Annotated in this window: 19 protein-coding genes; 16 read left to right on the top strand and 3 right to left on the bottom strand. The window is 28.5% G+C overall.

The features are described from left to right. Window positions 1-2 precede the first annotated feature (2 nt). From purE to rimM, 10 genes are all read left to right on the top strand, one after another. On the top strand, window positions 3-497 hold the full coding sequence (gene purE / locus CRU95_RS12325; RefSeq protein WP_129101415.1) for a 5-(carboxyamino)imidazole ribonucleotide mutase: 495 nt from the start codon (window positions 3-5) through the stop codon (window positions 495-497). Between the two features lie 79 nt (window positions 498-576). Then, the gene (glyQ, locus tag CRU95_RS12320) at window positions 577-1458 is read left to right on the top strand and encodes a glycine--tRNA ligase subunit alpha (protein ID WP_129101414.1); all 882 of its coding nucleotides are present in this window, start codon (window positions 577-579) and stop codon (window positions 1456-1458) included. After that, window positions 1458-2210: a Nif3-like dinuclear metal center hexameric protein gene (locus CRU95_RS12315; RefSeq protein WP_129101413.1), complete on the top strand. Its 753-nt coding sequence runs from the start codon at window positions 1458-1460 to the stop codon at window positions 2208-2210. The genes glyQ and CRU95_RS12315 overlap by 1 nt, the downstream gene beginning before the upstream one ends. Continuing rightward, on the top strand, window positions 2207-2926 hold the full coding sequence (locus CRU95_RS12310) for a zinc ribbon domain-containing protein (protein ID WP_129101412.1): 720 nt from the start codon (window positions 2207-2209) through the stop codon (window positions 2924-2926). The genes CRU95_RS12315 and CRU95_RS12310 overlap by 4 nt, the downstream gene beginning before the upstream one ends. A gap of 2 nt (window positions 2927-2928) precedes the next feature. Then, complete coding sequence (gene waaA / locus CRU95_RS12305) at window positions 2929-4077, top strand: lipid IV(A) 3-deoxy-D-manno-octulosonic acid transferase (RefSeq protein WP_309109223.1); 1149 nt, start codon at window positions 2929-2931, stop codon at window positions 4075-4077. Further along, entirely contained in the window at window positions 4064-4813 is a 750-nt protein-coding gene (locus tag CRU95_RS12300; protein WP_129101410.1) for an RluA family pseudouridine synthase, read from the top strand. The genes waaA and CRU95_RS12300 overlap by 14 nt, the downstream gene beginning before the upstream one ends. Window positions 4814-4985: 172 nt before the next feature. Beyond that, entirely contained in the window at window positions 4986-6341 is a 1356-nt protein-coding gene (gene ffh, locus CRU95_RS12295) for a signal recognition particle protein (RefSeq protein WP_129101409.1), read from the top strand. Window positions 6342-6424: 83 nt separating this feature from the next. Further along, window positions 6425-6655, top strand: a complete 231-nt coding sequence (rpsP, locus tag CRU95_RS12290; protein WP_013136306.1) for a 30S ribosomal protein S16 — start codon at window positions 6425-6427, stop codon at window positions 6653-6655. An 8-nt stretch (window positions 6656-6663) separates the two neighbouring features. Then, window positions 6664-6903, top strand: a complete 240-nt coding sequence (locus CRU95_RS12285; protein ID WP_129101408.1) for a KH domain-containing protein — start codon at window positions 6664-6666, stop codon at window positions 6901-6903. A 6-nt stretch (window positions 6904-6909) separates the two neighbouring features. Next, window positions 6910-7437: a ribosome maturation factor RimM gene (rimM, locus tag CRU95_RS12280; RefSeq protein WP_129101407.1), complete on the top strand. Its 528-nt coding sequence runs from the start codon at window positions 6910-6912 to the stop codon at window positions 7435-7437. Here the strand turns inward: rimM and CRU95_RS12275 are convergent. The 3 genes from CRU95_RS12275 to flgG are packed head-to-tail and all read right to left on the bottom strand — an operon-like array spanning window position 7434 to window position 9959. Further along, window positions 7434-8714 (bottom strand): hypothetical protein, encoded by a 1281-nt coding sequence (locus tag CRU95_RS12275; RefSeq protein WP_129101406.1) that lies wholly within the window; start codon window positions 8712-8714, stop codon window positions 7434-7436. The genes rimM and CRU95_RS12275 overlap by 4 nt on opposite strands. Before the next feature lie 2 nt (window positions 8715-8716). Beyond that, window positions 8717-9154, bottom strand: coding sequence for a hypothetical protein (locus tag CRU95_RS12270; RefSeq protein WP_013136302.1), 438 nt, complete (start codon window positions 9152-9154; stop codon window positions 8717-8719). A 13-nt stretch (window positions 9155-9167) separates the two neighbouring features. Beyond that, window positions 9168-9959, bottom strand: a complete 792-nt coding sequence (gene flgG / locus CRU95_RS12265; protein WP_129101405.1) for a flagellar basal-body rod protein FlgG — start codon at window positions 9957-9959, stop codon at window positions 9168-9170. 152 nt (window positions 9960-10111) lie between these two features. On the opposite strand from flgG, the gene CRU95_RS12260 reads away from it, so the two are divergent. From CRU95_RS12260 to fliG, 6 genes are read left to right on the top strand one after another with little or no spacing between them, the layout of a single operon-like run. Further along, window positions 10112-10483, top strand: a complete 372-nt coding sequence (locus CRU95_RS12260) for a response regulator (protein ID WP_129101404.1) — start codon at window positions 10112-10114, stop codon at window positions 10481-10483. 20 nt (window positions 10484-10503) lie between these two features. Beyond that, entirely contained in the window at window positions 10504-11643 is a 1140-nt protein-coding gene (locus CRU95_RS12255) for a hypothetical protein (RefSeq protein ID WP_129101403.1), read from the top strand. Window positions 11644-11646: 3 nt separating this feature from the next. Next, entirely contained in the window at window positions 11647-12372 is a 726-nt protein-coding gene (locus CRU95_RS12250) for a flagellar hook-basal body protein (RefSeq protein ID WP_129101402.1), read from the top strand. A 2-nt stretch (window positions 12373-12374) separates the two neighbouring features. Then, window positions 12375-12782 (top strand): flagellar basal body rod protein FlgB, encoded by a 408-nt coding sequence (flgB, locus tag CRU95_RS12245; RefSeq protein WP_129101401.1) that lies wholly within the window; start codon window positions 12375-12377, stop codon window positions 12780-12782. Window positions 12783-12798: 16 nt separating this feature from the next. Continuing rightward, the gene (gene fliF / locus CRU95_RS12240; protein WP_129101400.1) at window positions 12799-14541 is read left to right on the top strand and encodes a flagellar basal-body MS-ring/collar protein FliF; all 1743 of its coding nucleotides are present in this window, start codon (window positions 12799-12801) and stop codon (window positions 14539-14541) included. Then, window positions 14542-15546 (top strand): flagellar motor switch protein FliG, encoded by a 1005-nt coding sequence (gene fliG, locus CRU95_RS12235; RefSeq protein WP_129101399.1) that lies wholly within the window; start codon window positions 14542-14544, stop codon window positions 15544-15546.

Genomic DNA, 15546 nt, shown 5'->3' with positions numbered 1-15546 from the left:
ATATGAATTTTGTTTCTATTATTATGGGTAGTAAATCTGACTATGAAATTATGAAAAACTGTGCTGAAACATTGGAGCAATTCAATGTTCAATATGAAATGATAATCTCTTCTGCACATAGATCTCCTGAGAGAACTAAAACTTACATTAAAGAAGCTGAAGAGAAAGGTGCAATAGCATTTATTGCTGCTGCTGGAATGGCTGCACACCTTGCTGGTGCATTAGCTTCTGCTACAACTAAGCCTGTTATTGGAGTACCTATGAAAGGTGGTGCAATGGATGGTATGGATGCTATGCTTTCAACTGTTCAAATGCCTTCAGGAATGCCTGTTGCTACCGTTGCTTTAGGAAAAGCTGGAGCTATTAATGCTGCATACCTAGCTATTCAAATCTTAGCAATTACAGATAAAGAACTTGCTATAAAATTAAAAGAAGATAGAATAGTAAAAAGTAAAGCTGTAGAAGTTGATTCTAAAAGTATAGAAGTACTAATATAGTTTAAAATATCACACTATTTTTTATAGTGTGATATTTGCATTTTGAAAAATAAAAAACAAAGCTTTAGGGATAAATTAGATGATTACATTTTCACAACTTCTTTTAAAATTACAACAATTTTGGGCAGAGCAAGGTTGCAATATTGTTCAGCCTTATGATATACCAGCAGGAGCTGGGACATTTCATCCTGCAACACTATTAAGAAGTTTAGACTCAACACCTTGGAGTACAGCATATGTAGCACCAAGCAGAAGACCAACTGATGGAAGATATGGAGAAAACCCAAATAGATTAGGGGCTTACTATCAATTTCAAGTTTTAATCAAACCAAGTCCAGATAATATCCAAGATTTATATTTACAATCTTTAGAATATTTAGGTTTAGATGTTTCTAAACATGATATTAGATTCGTAGAAGATAACTGGGAATCTCCCACATTAGGAGCTTGGGGACTTGGATGGGAAGTTTGGCTTGATGGTATGGAAGTTACTCAATTCACATACTTCCAACAAGTAGGTGGAATAGCTTGTGATCCAGTTGCCGTTGAAATTACATACGGTACTGAGAGATTAGCTATGTATTTACAAGAGGTTGATTCTGTATTTGATATAGTTTGGAATGAAAATGAACATGGCAAAACAACATATGCAGATGTTCATAAAGAAGCAGAATATGAATTTTCTAAATATAATTTTGAAGTAGCAAATGTAGATATGCTATTTAAACATTTTGATGATGCTTTTAATGAGTGTAAGTCATGTTTAGCGCACGGACTTCCTCTTCCTGCATATGATCAATGCATGATAGCAAGTCATGCTTTTAATACACTTGATGCAAGAAAAGCAATATCTGTAACTGAGAGACAAAATTATATTTTAAAAGTGCGAGAACTTTCACAAGGTTGTGCTTTATTATATAAAGAACAAGAGCAAGATAGATTAAAAAGAATTGGAAAATAATGAAAATCAAAGAGATTTATGACTATTTAGATGAACTTTCACCTTTTTCTTTACAAGAAAAATGGGATAATTCAGGACTAGTTGTAGGTGCTTTTGATGAAGAGATAAATAAAGTTTATATTAGTATAGATTTAGATGAAGAATTAGTTTCTAATATGGAAGAAAATTCTTTAGTGATAACTCATCATCCTTTGATTTTTGCACCTTTGAAAAGAGTAAATTTTGATTCTTACTCTACAAAGATTTTAAGAAGTTTGATACAAAAAAATATTTCACTGATTTCAATGCACACAAATATTGATAAAACACATTTAAATAAATATGTTGGAAAAGAGATTTTAGGCCTAAATTTAGAAAATAATGAAGAATATATCTCATATGCCAAGGTAAATTCTTCATTTGATAAATTTTGTGAAGAAATTTCAAAAAAATTAAATATTGAAGAATTGAAATTTGTAAAATGTAGTGATGAGGTAAAAAGAGTTGCCTTAGTTACAGGGGCAGGAATGTCTATGCTATCGGAAGTTGATGCTGATTGTTTTTTAACAGGAGACATTAAATATCATGATGCAATGGATGCTAAAACAAGAGGAATATCATTAATTGATATAAGACATTATGAAAGTGAACAGCATTTTACAGAACTTTTATACTCTCTTATTGAAAAATATTTGAAAAAAAATAAATTAACAGCTATAATGGCGAATTCAAAAAATCCATTCAGTTTTTATAATACAAGGAGAAACGGTTGAACAAGTATTTAGAGGATTTAATCAAATTATCAAAATTTGACAGCAAAATTAGTTCATTTGAACCACAAATTGACAACGAAAAAGAAAAATTAGCAACTTTTGTTGAGATAGCAGAAGAGATTAAAAAAGGTATAAATGACACTTATGCTCAAATTGATGAGATAAAATCAAAAAGAACTAAAAATAATATTCACTTAGCTGAATTAAAATCGAAATTAGATGATATATCTAAAAAAGGTGCAATAGTTCAAACAGAAAAAGAAGTTAAAGCTTTACAATTAGAAGAAGAGATTGCAAAAGAACAAATTTCATTTGCAAATGAAGAGATTGAAAGACTTGATAAACTATCAACTGTAAAAGAAGAAGAGTTAAAAGAGTTACAAGACAAATTAACTGAAGAAGAAACTGGAATAAAAGAGTTACAAGTAGCTGTTGATAGTGCTATAGAAGAGATTAATAAAGAAAGAAATGTTGTTTATCAAGATAGATCAGAATTATTAGCTGATTTTGACAATAAAGTTTTAACTTTCTATGAAAAAATCAAAAGATGGGCAAAAGATACAGCAGTTGTTCCTGTTAAAAAACAGGCTTGTTATGGTTGTTTTATGAAAATTAGTGATCAAACATATGCAGAAGTAATTAAATCAGAAGAAATTATCAATTGTCCACATTGTGGAAGAATAATTTATAAAGAAGAAGAAACTGTAGAGGCTTAATCTTGAGCCTCTTTTCGATATTTTATTTTTTAGTATCTTTACTACTATATATTTTAGCAATCCCCTTTATTTTATTTAAGTCAAAAAACAAAAAATATAAAAAAGCTCTACCTGCAAGATTTTTTTTAAAAGATAATAACTCTTTTAGTGAATCAAAAATTTGGTTTCATGTTTGCTCTTTTGGTGAAACAAAAGCAATAAAACCAATTATTGAAGCTTTAAATGAAGATGTTAATATATCAGTTATTACAAATACAGGTTTTGAAGAGGCTGAAAAATTGAGTAAAAATGTTAGATTTTTGCCATATGAACTTTTACTTCCATTTTGGATAAAAAAACAAAAAGTTTTATTAGTGATGGAAGCAGAACTTTGGTATATGCTTTTTTTAGTTGCAAAAATTAAAAAAACAAAAACTATTTTGATAAATGCAAGAATTAGTGATAGATCATACTCTTCATATAAAAAGTTTTCTTGGTTTTATAAAAGAATTTTTAAAAATATTGATAAAGTATTTGCTCAAAGTGAAATTGACAAAAATAGACTTGAAGAGTTGGGTGCAACAAATATTGAGGTAATAGGAAATATAAAATTAGCTACATTACCAAAAAGAACTAATAAATACAAAAAAACAAATGAATTTATAATAACAGCTGGTAGCACCCATGAAAAAGAAGAAGAACTAATTTTAAATTCTTATGAAAAAGAGTTTGGGAAGTTGATTATTGTCCCCAGACACCCAGAAAGATTTGAGAAAGTAAATCTTCTTATAAATGATTTTGTAAAAGATAAAGATATTACTTATCATAAATTTTCCTTGAAAAATGATTTTTCAAGTGATATAATTTTAGTAGATGTTATGGGTGAGTTAAATAATATCTATGAAATATCAGATGCAGTTATACTTGGCGGGGCATTTGAAAAAATTGGTGGACACAATCCCGTTGAACCTGCATTTTTTAATTGCAGGGTGATAAGTGGTAAAAATTACTTTAATCAAAAAGCTCTTTTTGAGTGTATTGAGAATTATAAAATTGTAGAAAACTCTCAATTAAAAGATATAATGAGAGATATAAAAAATCTAAAAACAGCCTCTTTAAAAGAGAGGGGAACAATAGAACCAATATTAAGGGAAATAAATGGGACAAGATAAAGCTTATAAAGTATTAGCAAAACAAGAAAATATATCAAATAGTAAAGCGAAAGATTTGATTGATAAAGGCTTAGTAAAAGTTGGAGATAAAAAAGTTCTAATTGCAAGGGGTGACATCTCTGAAAATACAAAATTTATAGTAAAAGATGTAGCACCTATAAAAGTAATATTTCAAGATGATGATATCTTGGCTGTAGATAAACCAGCTTTTTTAACTGCAGATGAAGTGTCAAGAAAGTTTCCCAATTATTTATTATTAAATAGATTAGACAAAGAGACAAGTGGAGTTATGCTTTTTGCAAAAAATGAAGAGTTTCAAACAAAAGCTATAAGAGAGTTTAAAAATAATGCAGTATATAAAGAATATGTTGCTATAGTTGAGGGAAAAGTTATTGATGAAATTGTAGTTGATAAACCAATTTTAACTATTAAAAACAACAAAGGTGTTGCTAGAAGTAAAGTGGATATTAAAAAAGGTAAAAGCGCTAAAACTACAGTTTACCCAATGCTTATTGAAGGGAATAAATCAAAAATTAAAGTTGTGATTGATACAGGAAGAACTCATCAGATTAGAGTTCACTTAAATTATATTGACTATCCTATTATAGGTGATAATGTTTATGGGAAACCTTCACCTCAAGTAAATAGAGTTTTATTACACTCAAAAATAACTAAAATATTTAATTATACATTTGAAGCAAAGGTTCCTAGAGAATTTAACATCTATGGACTTTAAATAAAATTTAAGGTTTGATAATTTATGAAAATTCCTAAAAACCCTTAAAATAGCTATAAAAGAGATAAAAAGTTAAATTTATTATTTAAATTTAACTTAAAATCGACTCAATTAAAGATATATAAAGTTAAACTTTAGTAAAATCACTCAATTTTAAAAATGGAGTAGAGTTTTGTTTGATGTAATAACTGGGTCGATTAAAAGTGCAGTAAATAAAGTAAGATTTAAAGATGATGCAGCATCATTAAAAAAAGCAACAACTGAACTTAGAAAAGCACTATTAAAAGCAGATGTACACCATAAAACTACAAGAGATTTAATCAACAATGTTGAATTAAGAACAAAAGAGTTAGGAATAGGTCAAAACGCCTTTTTAAAAGCTTTACAAGAGAATTTAACAAGCATTTTAACAGCTGAGGGTAATCAAGGTTTTGTATTCTCAAATACTCCTCCAACAACTGTTTTAATGACTGGGCTTCAAGGTTCAGGTAAAACAACAACAACTGGTAAACTTGCAAATTATTTAAAACAAAGAAAGAAAAAAGTTTTAATAGCTGCTTGTGATTTACAAAGACTAGCAGCAGTTGAACAACTAAAACAAATCTGTGCACAAATTGAAGTTGATTTATATTTTGATGACAATGAAAAAGATCCAGTAAAAATTGCAAAAGCTGCTCAAGAAAAAGCAAAAAAAGAACTTTATGATGTACTTTTAGTTGATACAGCTGGACGATTAGCAATTGATACAGAATTAATGAATCAATTATCAAAAGTAAAAGATGCCCTAAATCCAGATGAGATTTTTTATGTTGCCGATTCATTAACTGGTCACGATGCAACAAAAACTGCAACTTCTTTTAAAGAACAAATTGGAATAGATGGTGTTATTTTATCTAAATATGATGGTGATACTAAAGGTGGGGTTGCAATCTCTTTAGCTGATCAAGTTGGAGTTCCTTTAAGATTTATAGGTGTTGGTGAAAAAATGCCAGATTTGGAAGTATTTATTCCAGATAGAATTGTTTCTAGACTTATGGGTGCTGGAGATATTGAAGGACTTGCAGAAAAAACATCAGCAATTATTGATGAGAAAAAAGCAAAAGAAGTAACTAAAAAAATCAAAAAAGGTGAGTTTAACTTTAATGACTTTTTAGAACAACTTAAAATGATGAGTAAATTAGGTTCTATGAAATCAATTTTAGGGATGATTCCAGGTATGTCACAAATGGCTGGACAACTAAAAGATATGGATTTTGAAAATTCTGATGAGATAAAAAGAATCAAAGCATTAATTGGTTCTATGACTCCAAAAGAGCGAGAAATGCCATCACTTCTTAATCCAAGTAGAAAAAAAAGATTATCTAAGGGTTCTGGATTATCAGAAGTACAAGTTAATAAAATTTTGAAGCAATTTAAAAGTGCATCAAAAATGGCAAAACAATTATCAAACAAAGGTGGGATGAAAGGCTTATCAAGCATGATGTCTCAAATGAAAGGTCCTGGTGGAATGCAAGGTCTACCACGATAAAAATTAAAACACAAATAGTGTTGAGTTGTAAACTTCAATGACGAGTTTAGAATTCAATACTATTAAATAAAAAAAGGAAAAACATGACAGTAATTAGATTAACAAGAATGGGTAGAAATAAAAAACCATTTTATAGAATCGTTGTAACAGATTCAAGAAAAAGAAGAGATTCAGGATGGATTGAATCAATTGGTTATTATAACCCAGTAGCAGAACCAAAAGTGTTAAAACTTGACGAAGAGAGATATAACTATTGGTTAAGTGTTGGTGCTAAACCTTCTGAAAAAGTTAAAAAATTAGCTGAAGCAAAATAAGTTTTAATATGATTAAAAACTTCATTGAAAGCTACGTAAAGCTTATTGCTAGTAATCCAGACTCAATTGTAGTATCTGAAAAGCAAATAGATGATACTTTTGTTGAAGTTACTATAAGTGCAGATACTCAAGATGTGGGTAAACTTATAGGGAAAAATGGAAATATGATAAATGCATTGAAAACTATGGCTAATGGCTGTAAAGCAAAAGATGGTGTATCATATAAAATACAAGTAGTTGCAAACTAACTTAAAATGAAAAATAAAATCTATGTAGCTAAACTTGGAAAATCAGTAGGATTAACTGGAGAAATTAAAATCTTCCTTGATTCTGATTTTCCAGAGCAGTTTAAAAAAGGTGCTACATTTACAACTAATAAAGATAATTCTCTTACTGTAAAGAATTATAACGAATCAAGAGGTATTATTTCTTTCGATGAAATTAATAATATTGATGATGCTAAAAAACTAACAAATCAACAATTATTCACCACAGAAGAAGACACAAAAGATAACTGCAAATTAAATAAGGATCAATTTTTTTGGTTTGATTTAATAGATTGTATGGTGATTGAAAACGAAGAAATTCTAGGTACAATTATTGAAATTCATAGGTATCCACTTGGTGACTATTTTGAAATAAAAACAGAAAAATCTTTAGTGGAAAAAGATCTTCCAAAAAACTTTTTACTTCCTTATGAAAAAAACTACATCAAAAGTGTAGATATTAAGAATAAAAAAATTGATGCAAAAGATGCAAAAGCTATTTTAGAAAATAGCTAGTAATTACATCTTTTATCATATTCTTCAGTTGTATAGTCGTAAATCTCTACATTTATATTATATTTAAGTAAATATTCTTTAGCAACTTTTTCTCTTTCTATATCGTTTTCGAATGGACCCACAAAAATCTCTACATTATTTTGATAATCCCTACACAATGTTATACTATCATTAACAGAGTAAACTTTGTCAAGAAATGATTTATAGATATCTTTACTTTTTGTTTGTATCTTTATAACTTTTACAAACTGATTTACCTTCTCTTTAACTATTTCAGGTTCTACTTTCACAACTTCATTTTCTTTTGTAGTATCTTCAATTGAAGGAGTTGTCTCTTCTGCTTTATTTGATTCTACTTGAGCATTTGTAGTTACTTTTGTTTCTTCATTTGGCGTATCTGTTGTTAGAGTTGGTTGTTCTGTTTCTTGATTAGTATTTTCATCAACTTTATCTGAACTATCTGTAGGTACATTTTCTCCTTCTTTTGTATCATCTTTTGTTGTGATAACATTATCTATTTGTTTATCAATATTTTCATCAATATTTTCTTTCTTAATTGCAGGAAGTACTTCTTCCATTCTTTTTCTTTCAGCTTCTTTTATTTTTTCAATTTTTGCTAATCTTTCCATTTCTAGTTGTTTTTTTGCTTCAAGGTACAAATTCTCTTTCTCTTGAGCTTTTTGTTCTTCTGTAGTAGAATTTTCAACTATTTCATATTTTGTTAAAAGATTTAGTTTTTTGTTTAATCTATTTGCATCAATATCATTTGGTGTAAATTGGTACTCTTCTTTTTGAACTTTAGCTTCTTGTGCTTTTGGTTGCTTTACAACAGGCTCTGGATCAAAAACTCCAATTAAATAAAGTACTGCACCAATTGAAACTAAAGATAATAATATTGAAACTGCTATTGTAAGTATTTTGATAAATTTATTTTGTTTTTTCTGAATTGGAAGTTCTTCATTTAATTCAATATCTTCACCATAATTAGTGGATGCATTATTTAAGTTAATATCATCAACAGGTGAAATTTCATCTTCATTTGAATTTGTAGATTTAGGTTCATTACTATTACTTTGAATCTCTTCTATTACTTCTTCATCTTCTGAAGGATCGTCATCTCTTATTAAAGATTCTATCTCTTCATCGGAAAGAGAAGACTTTCTTCCCTCAACTAATAAATCTTCACTTTTCTTTTCGTCAAGAACTTCTTCTAAACCTAAGTTTTGCATAGTTTCTTCTAAAAGTTCTGCTTCAGTTTTTTCTTTATTTTCTGCCATTTTTACTCTTTAGATGATGATTTTCTATATTCTTTTTGTCTTAGTAATATCTTTTCTTTATTTTCTTCGTAATATTTTTTTCTGTATTCTTTTAATTCTTCTTTTTTCTTTTCTCTGTATTCTTTGTCATATTCTAATCTTTTTTCTCTATTTTCAAGATAATAGCTTTTTTTCTGGTTTCTGTAGTCTTTTATTTTCTGAATAATTTTATCTTTTCTACTGTCAACATGAGATTTTTGTTTTTTAATAATTTCTTTTATCTTTAAATCGAAATTATCAATATTTAAATCATTTTCATAATCATAAATTTGTTGTTTAGATTTTTTTAATGATTCGTTAGACTCTTTTTCAAGCTTCTTTTTTAGATAATATTCTCTTTTCTTTTTTTTATGATCTAAAAAATTTCGCTCTCTGAGTCTTTTTAATTCTTCTAAATCCATTTTAACCTAATAATTAACTAGTTTTTAATTGATTTGCTATTGTTAATAGCTTATCTGCAGTTTGAATTGCTTTTGAATTTGCTTCATAAGCTCTTTGTGCAGTTATTAAATCTACCATCTCTGTTACTAGTTTTACATTTGACATCTCTACAAAGCCTTGTCTAAGATTTCCAAATTGCTCTTCTGTAGGATTTGCATCAATTGGATCACCTGAAGCTGTTGTTGCTTTAAAAAGTGATTCACCTAATGGTTCTAGACCTGCTGAGTTTACAAAGTCAGATAAAGTTATTTGTCCAACCTCTTGCTCTTCACCTGTTGTTGGATCTGTTGCCGTAATTAGTCCATCTGCAGCTACATTTATTTTTATAAGATTATCAGGAATAACAATTTCAGGATCTAATAAGTAACCATTACCATTTACTATAGAACCATCACTATTAACTTTGAATTGTCCATTTCTAGTATAGGCTATTTCTCCATCAGGCATAGTTATTCTAAAAAAACCTTTACCTTCAATGGCTATGTCTAAGTCATTACCTGTTGATTGTAAGTCACCTTCTGTAAAAGACTTTTGTATACCTGAAATTCTAACTCCAGAACCTACATCAATTCCTGTTGGATTTCTAGTGTCTTGACTAGTGGCACCACCTGTATAGTTTAATCTTTGATACATTAAATCTTGAAATTCAGCTCTGTCTTTTTTAAATCCAGCCGTATTTACATTTGAAATATTATTTGAAGTAACATCAATTTGATGCTGCTGCGCATACATTCCTGAAGCTGCTGTATACATTCCTTTTATCATGGTGAATCCTTTATTGACAAAATACTATACATTATATTTAAAGAATTTTTAAATTCAAATAAATTTGAAGACAAATATACTTAATATTAAGTATAGATTTAAAACAAATTAATTATAATAGAAGAAATTTTAAATTTAACAAAGGTGTATAAATGAAAATACTAATAGTTGATGATAGTTCTACTATGAGAAGAATTATTGGTAATGTTGTGATGCAGTTAGGAATTGATAAAGAAGATTTCGATGAAGCTGAAGATGGAGTAAAGGCTTGGAATAAATTGGCTAGCAAACAATACGATGTTATTTTAACTGATTGGAATATGCCTAATATGAATGGCTTAGATTTAGTTAAAAAAGTAAGAAAAGAGGGTAATCATCAAAGTACACCTATAATTATGATTACTACTGAAGGCGGTAAAGGGGAAGTTATTACTGCTTTAAAAGCTGGAGTAAATAATTATATTGTTAAACCTTTTAATGCAGAGATATTAAAAGAAAAATTAGATGGTGTATTTAAAAAATAGTTAAATAAAAAGGCATAACTATGAGTATGAGTCAAGAAGAAATCGAAGCCTTAATGAATGGATTAGATATCTCTGAAAATGAAAGTTCTACAAGTGATGATACATCCTCGGATGAAAATGATTCTGAAAACATGTCTGAAGATGATATTGCAAATTTAATTGCAGAAACAAATTTATCAAATAAAAATGTAGATGATGAAGATAATTCAGATGTAACATCTGAAAAAGCAGAAGACAAAGCAGACGATGCTCAAAAAATGTCAGATAATGATATTGATGCTTTATTAAATTCACTAGAAGATGAGTCTGAAGAAGAATCTTCAGATTCTAGTGAGGAAATAGATTCACTTATTAATAATATTGATTCTAATGATGAAAAAAATAATAAAATTGTTAATGAAACTGATAGTAATGAAACTGTTGATACAAGTGAAATTGATGATTTAATTGCAGGATTAGAAAATGATAAAGATCTTGAGAATGAGTCCTCTGATGATGACTATTTAAAAGATTTAGATCTTAACTTTGATGCAGAATCAATTGATGAAATTGATAAAATTGATCTAAAAGAAGAGCCAGAAGAACCAGAAATAACAATTACACCTTCAAACAAAAAAAGAGGGAATAATGTAGTAAATGTTGAACAAATCAATATCCCTAATCAATTGGGCGAAGTTGCTAACGACTCAGAAGAAAAGGCAACTAAAATATTTGATGCATTAAGTTATATTCTAGAAGATAATGAAGAGCTTAGAAAAACAACTAAATCTTTAGATAGTTTTATTCAATCTCAATACAAAATGCTAGAGATGTTAAATCAAAAATTTCCAAATGTAAAAGAATTTTCAGAAAATTTAGAGTCAGTAAAAGAGCTTCTTGAAAAGCCAAAAGAAATTCAAACAAGACTTCATAATAGAGATAAAGAACTTTTTGAAACAATGGAATTAATGCAATTTCATGACATAAACAGACAAAAAATAGAACGAGTTATGGGTCTAGTTATAAATCTATCTCGTCAATTAAACTCTATATTTGATGATGAATCTAATAGCGTTAATCTTCCTGGTGCTACTCATCTACCAGGAGATACTTCTAATGATTTGCTTAATAGTGATGATTTAGAATCGTTAATTGCAGAATTTGGTAAAAGTAAGGATTAAATTATGAATCAAGGAATGTACCCTTTAGCAGCTGCTATGGTAAATCAAATAAATAGAGTTGATACTGTATCTAATAATTTAGCAAATAGTAGAACTATAGGATTTAAACAAGAAAGCTTAGCTGAAGGCACTTTTAACAACTATTTGTTAAAAGCAAATCTTGAGGGTAAAAAATCAGAATATATAAATGAATTGACAAATAAAGTTCCTAAAATTGATCAAAAATTTATTAATAGTTCACAAGGTCCTATAGTGCAAACTGGAAATGATTTAGATTTTGCTTTGAAAGAACCTCAAACTTTTTTTGCAGTTTTAGATCAAAATGGAAATGTGCAATATACAAAAGATGGTTCATTTAAAAACCTTGATGGATTTTTAGTAGACTCAAAAGGAAATAATGTTTTAAGTGCAGATGGCGAACCTATAGCTATTGAAGAGGGCTTTAAACAAGCAATTGGAGTATTTAATATTGATTACAATAATTTAGAAAAATTTGGAGATAATAATTATAAGTTAAAAGATGAACAACAAGCAGCAGTACAAGTTCAAGCTGAGGAAGATAACGAAAACTTTGTGCTTCAAGGTTCGCTGGAACAATCAAATGTAAATAGTGTTATGGCAATGGTTCAATTGATTGAAGCTCAAAGAAGCTATGAACAAGCACAAAAAGGTATAACAGGTATTGATAGTATGAATAAAACAATAATTCAAAAATTAGGTAACGGTTAATTATGAAACCAAGTAATGTAAGCGAACTTTTATTTAACACATTAAGTTATAGAGCAGAGAGACAAAAGGTTATATCTAGTAATATTGCTAATATAAATACTCCTGATTATAAAACAAAAGATTTAAGTTTTGAATCACAACTTCAAGAAAAAAATAAACAAAAAAATTTGAAATTAGTAACAACCAATCAAAATCATATTAAATCACAAGAACAAAATGGCAAAAATTCAAAAATGGAAGTTTATGAAGTTGAAAACTTGCAAGAACAAAATGATGGAAATAATGTAAATTTGGACACACAAATGAGTGAAATGGCAAAAAATAATACAATGTTTCAAGCAATACAAGGCTCAATAAGAAAAGATGTTACTTTTTTCACATCAGTTATAGATGCTTCTGCCAAAAACTAATTAGGATAAATAATATATGGATCAACTTTTAAAGTTTGTAAATAATTTAAATTCTGCTCAAAGAGCTGTAATAATAGGAGGTTTTTCCCTTTTATTGGTTCTTCTACTTGGATTATTAATTTATTCGAATGTAAAAGCTGAAGATAGTAAACTAAATTACACAATTGCTACTAATCTTACAAAAAACCAAGTTATGTTAGCTTCAAGTGAATTAGAAGCATCTGGAATTTTATTTTCAGTTGTTGGAAGTGGTAATTCTCTTACTTTAAAAACATCAAAAGATTTTATAAATATTGCGAAAATAAAATTAGTGACAAGTGATGCTGCCACAAATAAACATGTTGGATGGGAAATTTTTGAAAAATCTTCATTAGGTACAACTAACTTTGAAAATAAAGTTAAATATTTAAGAGCTTTAGAGGGTGAACTTTCAAGAGCCTTAGAATCTTTATCTGGTATATTAAGGGCTTCTGTAAAGTTAGCTATTCCAAAGGAAACAATTTTTACTGAAAGAAAAACACCTCCTACTGCATCTGCAGTTTTAAGTTTAAAACCAGGTGTTTTTTTAACTCAAAAACAAATTGATGGAATCAAAAACTTTATTGCTTCTGCAATTCCTAATTTAACAATAGAAAATATTAAACTTATAGATCAAGATGGTTCAATTTTAGAACAATCAAAAGAAGAAGTAGATAATTTAAGCTCAGTGACTCAAAATAAGTATAAAAAAAGATTGGAAAAAGAGTTTGAAGGAAAAATTGTAGATTTATTAGAACCTTTTGTTGGAAAAGGAAGAGTAGTCGCTAGGGTTTCACTAAGTTTAAACTTTTCAAAAAAACACACTCAAGAAGAAATTTATGAACCAGAAGGGACTATTCGAAGTCAACAAACTACTGAAAATACTTCTTCATCTGATGGAGTAGTAAAAGATACAGCAGCAGTTCCTGGTGTTCAAAGTAACATTCAAGCACCGCAACCAGAAGGAAACAGTGGAACTAATTCATCAAAAAATGAAAGTTCAAAAAATATAATTAATTATGAGATTTCTAAAAGAGTTATAGATCATGAAGACAAAAATTATGCAACTATAAATAAAATCACGGCAGCTGTAACTTTTGATTCTACCGTTTTAACTGATGTTCAAAATAAAGATGAGTTTATTAATAATATTGTAGAAGTGGTTCAAGATACTATAGGTTATGATGATAAAAGAGGTGATAAAATCACTGTAAAAGATTTCAAATTTGTCACTTATGATAAAAAAGCAAACCTTGATGAAAATGGTAATCCAATTGTAGAAGATTCTGGAGATACAATTGGTATGGTAAAAGCTATATTAGCTGAGTTTAGTGAGTATTTTCAATATTTAATTGCTTTAATCTTATTGTTTATTTTTTACAGAAAATTTATTGTTAAAAATGATGTTGTTATTCTAGGCGATGGAGTTGGAACTACAGGAACTGGAAAAGCTGGTAAGGGAAAAGATATTAATATTCCTGGTATAACTGATGACACTAAATTAGAAGATGAATTTAATTTAGATAGTGCAAAAGGTAGGTTAAAATCTAAAGTAAGAAGTCAGATTTTAAATAATCTTGAAGGATTAGATGAAGAATCAGCAGCTAAATATGAAGTCTTAATAGAAGAAATTGATAGAATAATCAATAATGAACCAGCTGAAATGGCAAAAATGATAGAGTTGTTATTATCAGAAGATACTGGTAAAAAATACAATAATAACAAGAAGAAAGGAAGATAGATGCAAAACCCACTAGATCATGAATTGACTAAGGGTATGCCAATGCTACAAAAAGTGGCTACCTTTTTTGTATTAATTGGAGAAGAAGCAACTGTTAAAATTTTTCAACATTTACCTAGGCATGTTGTAGAAAATATATCTACTGCTATTACACAATTGGGCTCGATTGATAAAGATACTTCATTGGCTATTTTGGAAGAGTTTCATTTATATACAAGAACAAAGGGATTTATTAGTTCTGGTGGATATGATTATGCAAAAGATCTTTTATACAAATCTTTAGGTAAAAGTGATGCAGATGAAATTTTAGCAAAATTATCTAAAATGCAACTAGCTTCACAATCATTTAATTATCTTGATGCTATAAATCCAAAGCAATTAGCGGATTTTATTAAAGAAGAATCTCCTCAAACAATTGCAGTTATTTTGGCTCATATGAATGCTAATGGTGCGGCTGATGTTCTAAATCAGTTAGATGAAGATGTAAAAGTTAAAGTTACAATGCAAATGGCTACAATAAAAGATGTATCTCCTGATGTTGTAAGAACTATTTCAATAGTTTTAGAAAAAAAGCTAGAATCACTTTTATCTTCAATTGTGGATGTTGGTGGGGTTAAGGTTGTAGCTGATATGTTAAATAGAATGGGACCTAAGTCTCAAGATATACTTAAAAATATCAATGGTGTAGATACCGCCCTAGCTACAAAAATTAAAGAGAACATGTTTGTATTTGAAGACTTACTTGCTTTAGATAAAGATGATATAATGAAAATACTTCAAAATGTAGAAATGGCAGATGTTGCAGTTGCAATGAAAAATGCAACAGAAGATGATCTTGCAGTTGTAAGAAGTGCAATGTCTCAAAGAGCTAGTGATAGATTTCAAGAAGAGTTTGAAATGCTTACAAAAGTTAAAATTAAAGATATTGAATCAGCTCAAAGAAAAATGCTTGATGCAGCCCAAAAACTTATTGAAGAGGGTGTAATTGAGAGGGAAGTAGAATAA

Source organism: Arcobacter sp. F2176 (assembly GCF_004116465.1).
GTDB lineage: Bacteria > Campylobacterota > Campylobacteria > Campylobacterales > Arcobacteraceae > Arcobacter > Arcobacter siniprincipis.
This window is presented reverse-complemented; position numbering and strand designations above follow the sequence as displayed.

What these genes read in the sequence shown, in the direction of transcription:
- flgB (WP_129101401.1), top strand. Translation starts at nt 12,375, where the DNA reads ATGAAACCAAGTAATGTAAGCGAACTTTTATTTAACACATTAAGTTAT.
- glyQ (WP_129101414.1), top strand. Translation starts at nt 577, where the DNA reads ATGATTACATTTTCACAACTTCTTTTAAAATTACAACAATTTTGGGCA.
- fliG (WP_129101399.1), top strand. Translation starts at nt 14,542, where the DNA reads ATGCAAAACCCACTAGATCATGAATTGACTAAGGGTATGCCAATGCTA.
- CRU95_RS12260 (WP_129101404.1), top strand. Translation starts at nt 10,112, where the DNA reads ATGAAAATACTAATAGTTGATGATAGTTCTACTATGAGAAGAATTATT.
- CRU95_RS12300 (WP_129101410.1), top strand. Translation starts at nt 4,064, where the DNA reads ATGGGACAAGATAAAGCTTATAAAGTATTAGCAAAACAAGAAAATATA.
- fliF (WP_129101400.1), top strand. Translation starts at nt 12,799, where the DNA reads ATGGATCAACTTTTAAAGTTTGTAAATAATTTAAATTCTGCTCAAAGA.
- CRU95_RS12250 (WP_129101402.1), top strand. Translation starts at nt 11,647, where the DNA reads ATGAATCAAGGAATGTACCCTTTAGCAGCTGCTATGGTAAATCAAATA.
- rimM (WP_129101407.1), top strand. Translation starts at nt 6,910, where the DNA reads ATGAAAAATAAAATCTATGTAGCTAAACTTGGAAAATCAGTAGGATTA.
- rpsP (WP_013136306.1), top strand. Translation starts at nt 6,425, where the DNA reads ATGACAGTAATTAGATTAACAAGAATGGGTAGAAATAAAAAACCATTT.
- CRU95_RS12315 (WP_129101413.1), top strand. Translation starts at nt 1,458, where the DNA reads ATGAAAATCAAAGAGATTTATGACTATTTAGATGAACTTTCACCTTTT.
- purE (WP_129101415.1), top strand. Translation starts at nt 3, where the DNA reads ATGAATTTTGTTTCTATTATTATGGGTAGTAAATCTGACTATGAAATT.
- CRU95_RS12270 (WP_013136302.1), bottom strand. Translation starts at nt 9,154, where the DNA reads ATGGATTTAGAAGAATTAAAAAGACTCAGAGAGCGAAATTTTTTAGAT.
- CRU95_RS12285 (WP_129101408.1), top strand. Translation starts at nt 6,664, where the DNA reads ATGATTAAAAACTTCATTGAAAGCTACGTAAAGCTTATTGCTAGTAAT.
- CRU95_RS12275 (WP_129101406.1), bottom strand. Translation starts at nt 8,714, where the DNA reads ATGGCAGAAAATAAAGAAAAAACTGAAGCAGAACTTTTAGAAGAAACT.
- flgG (WP_129101405.1), bottom strand. Translation starts at nt 9,959, where the DNA reads ATGATAAAAGGAATGTATACAGCAGCTTCAGGAATGTATGCGCAGCAG.
- CRU95_RS12255 (WP_129101403.1), top strand. Translation starts at nt 10,504, where the DNA reads ATGAGTATGAGTCAAGAAGAAATCGAAGCCTTAATGAATGGATTAGAT.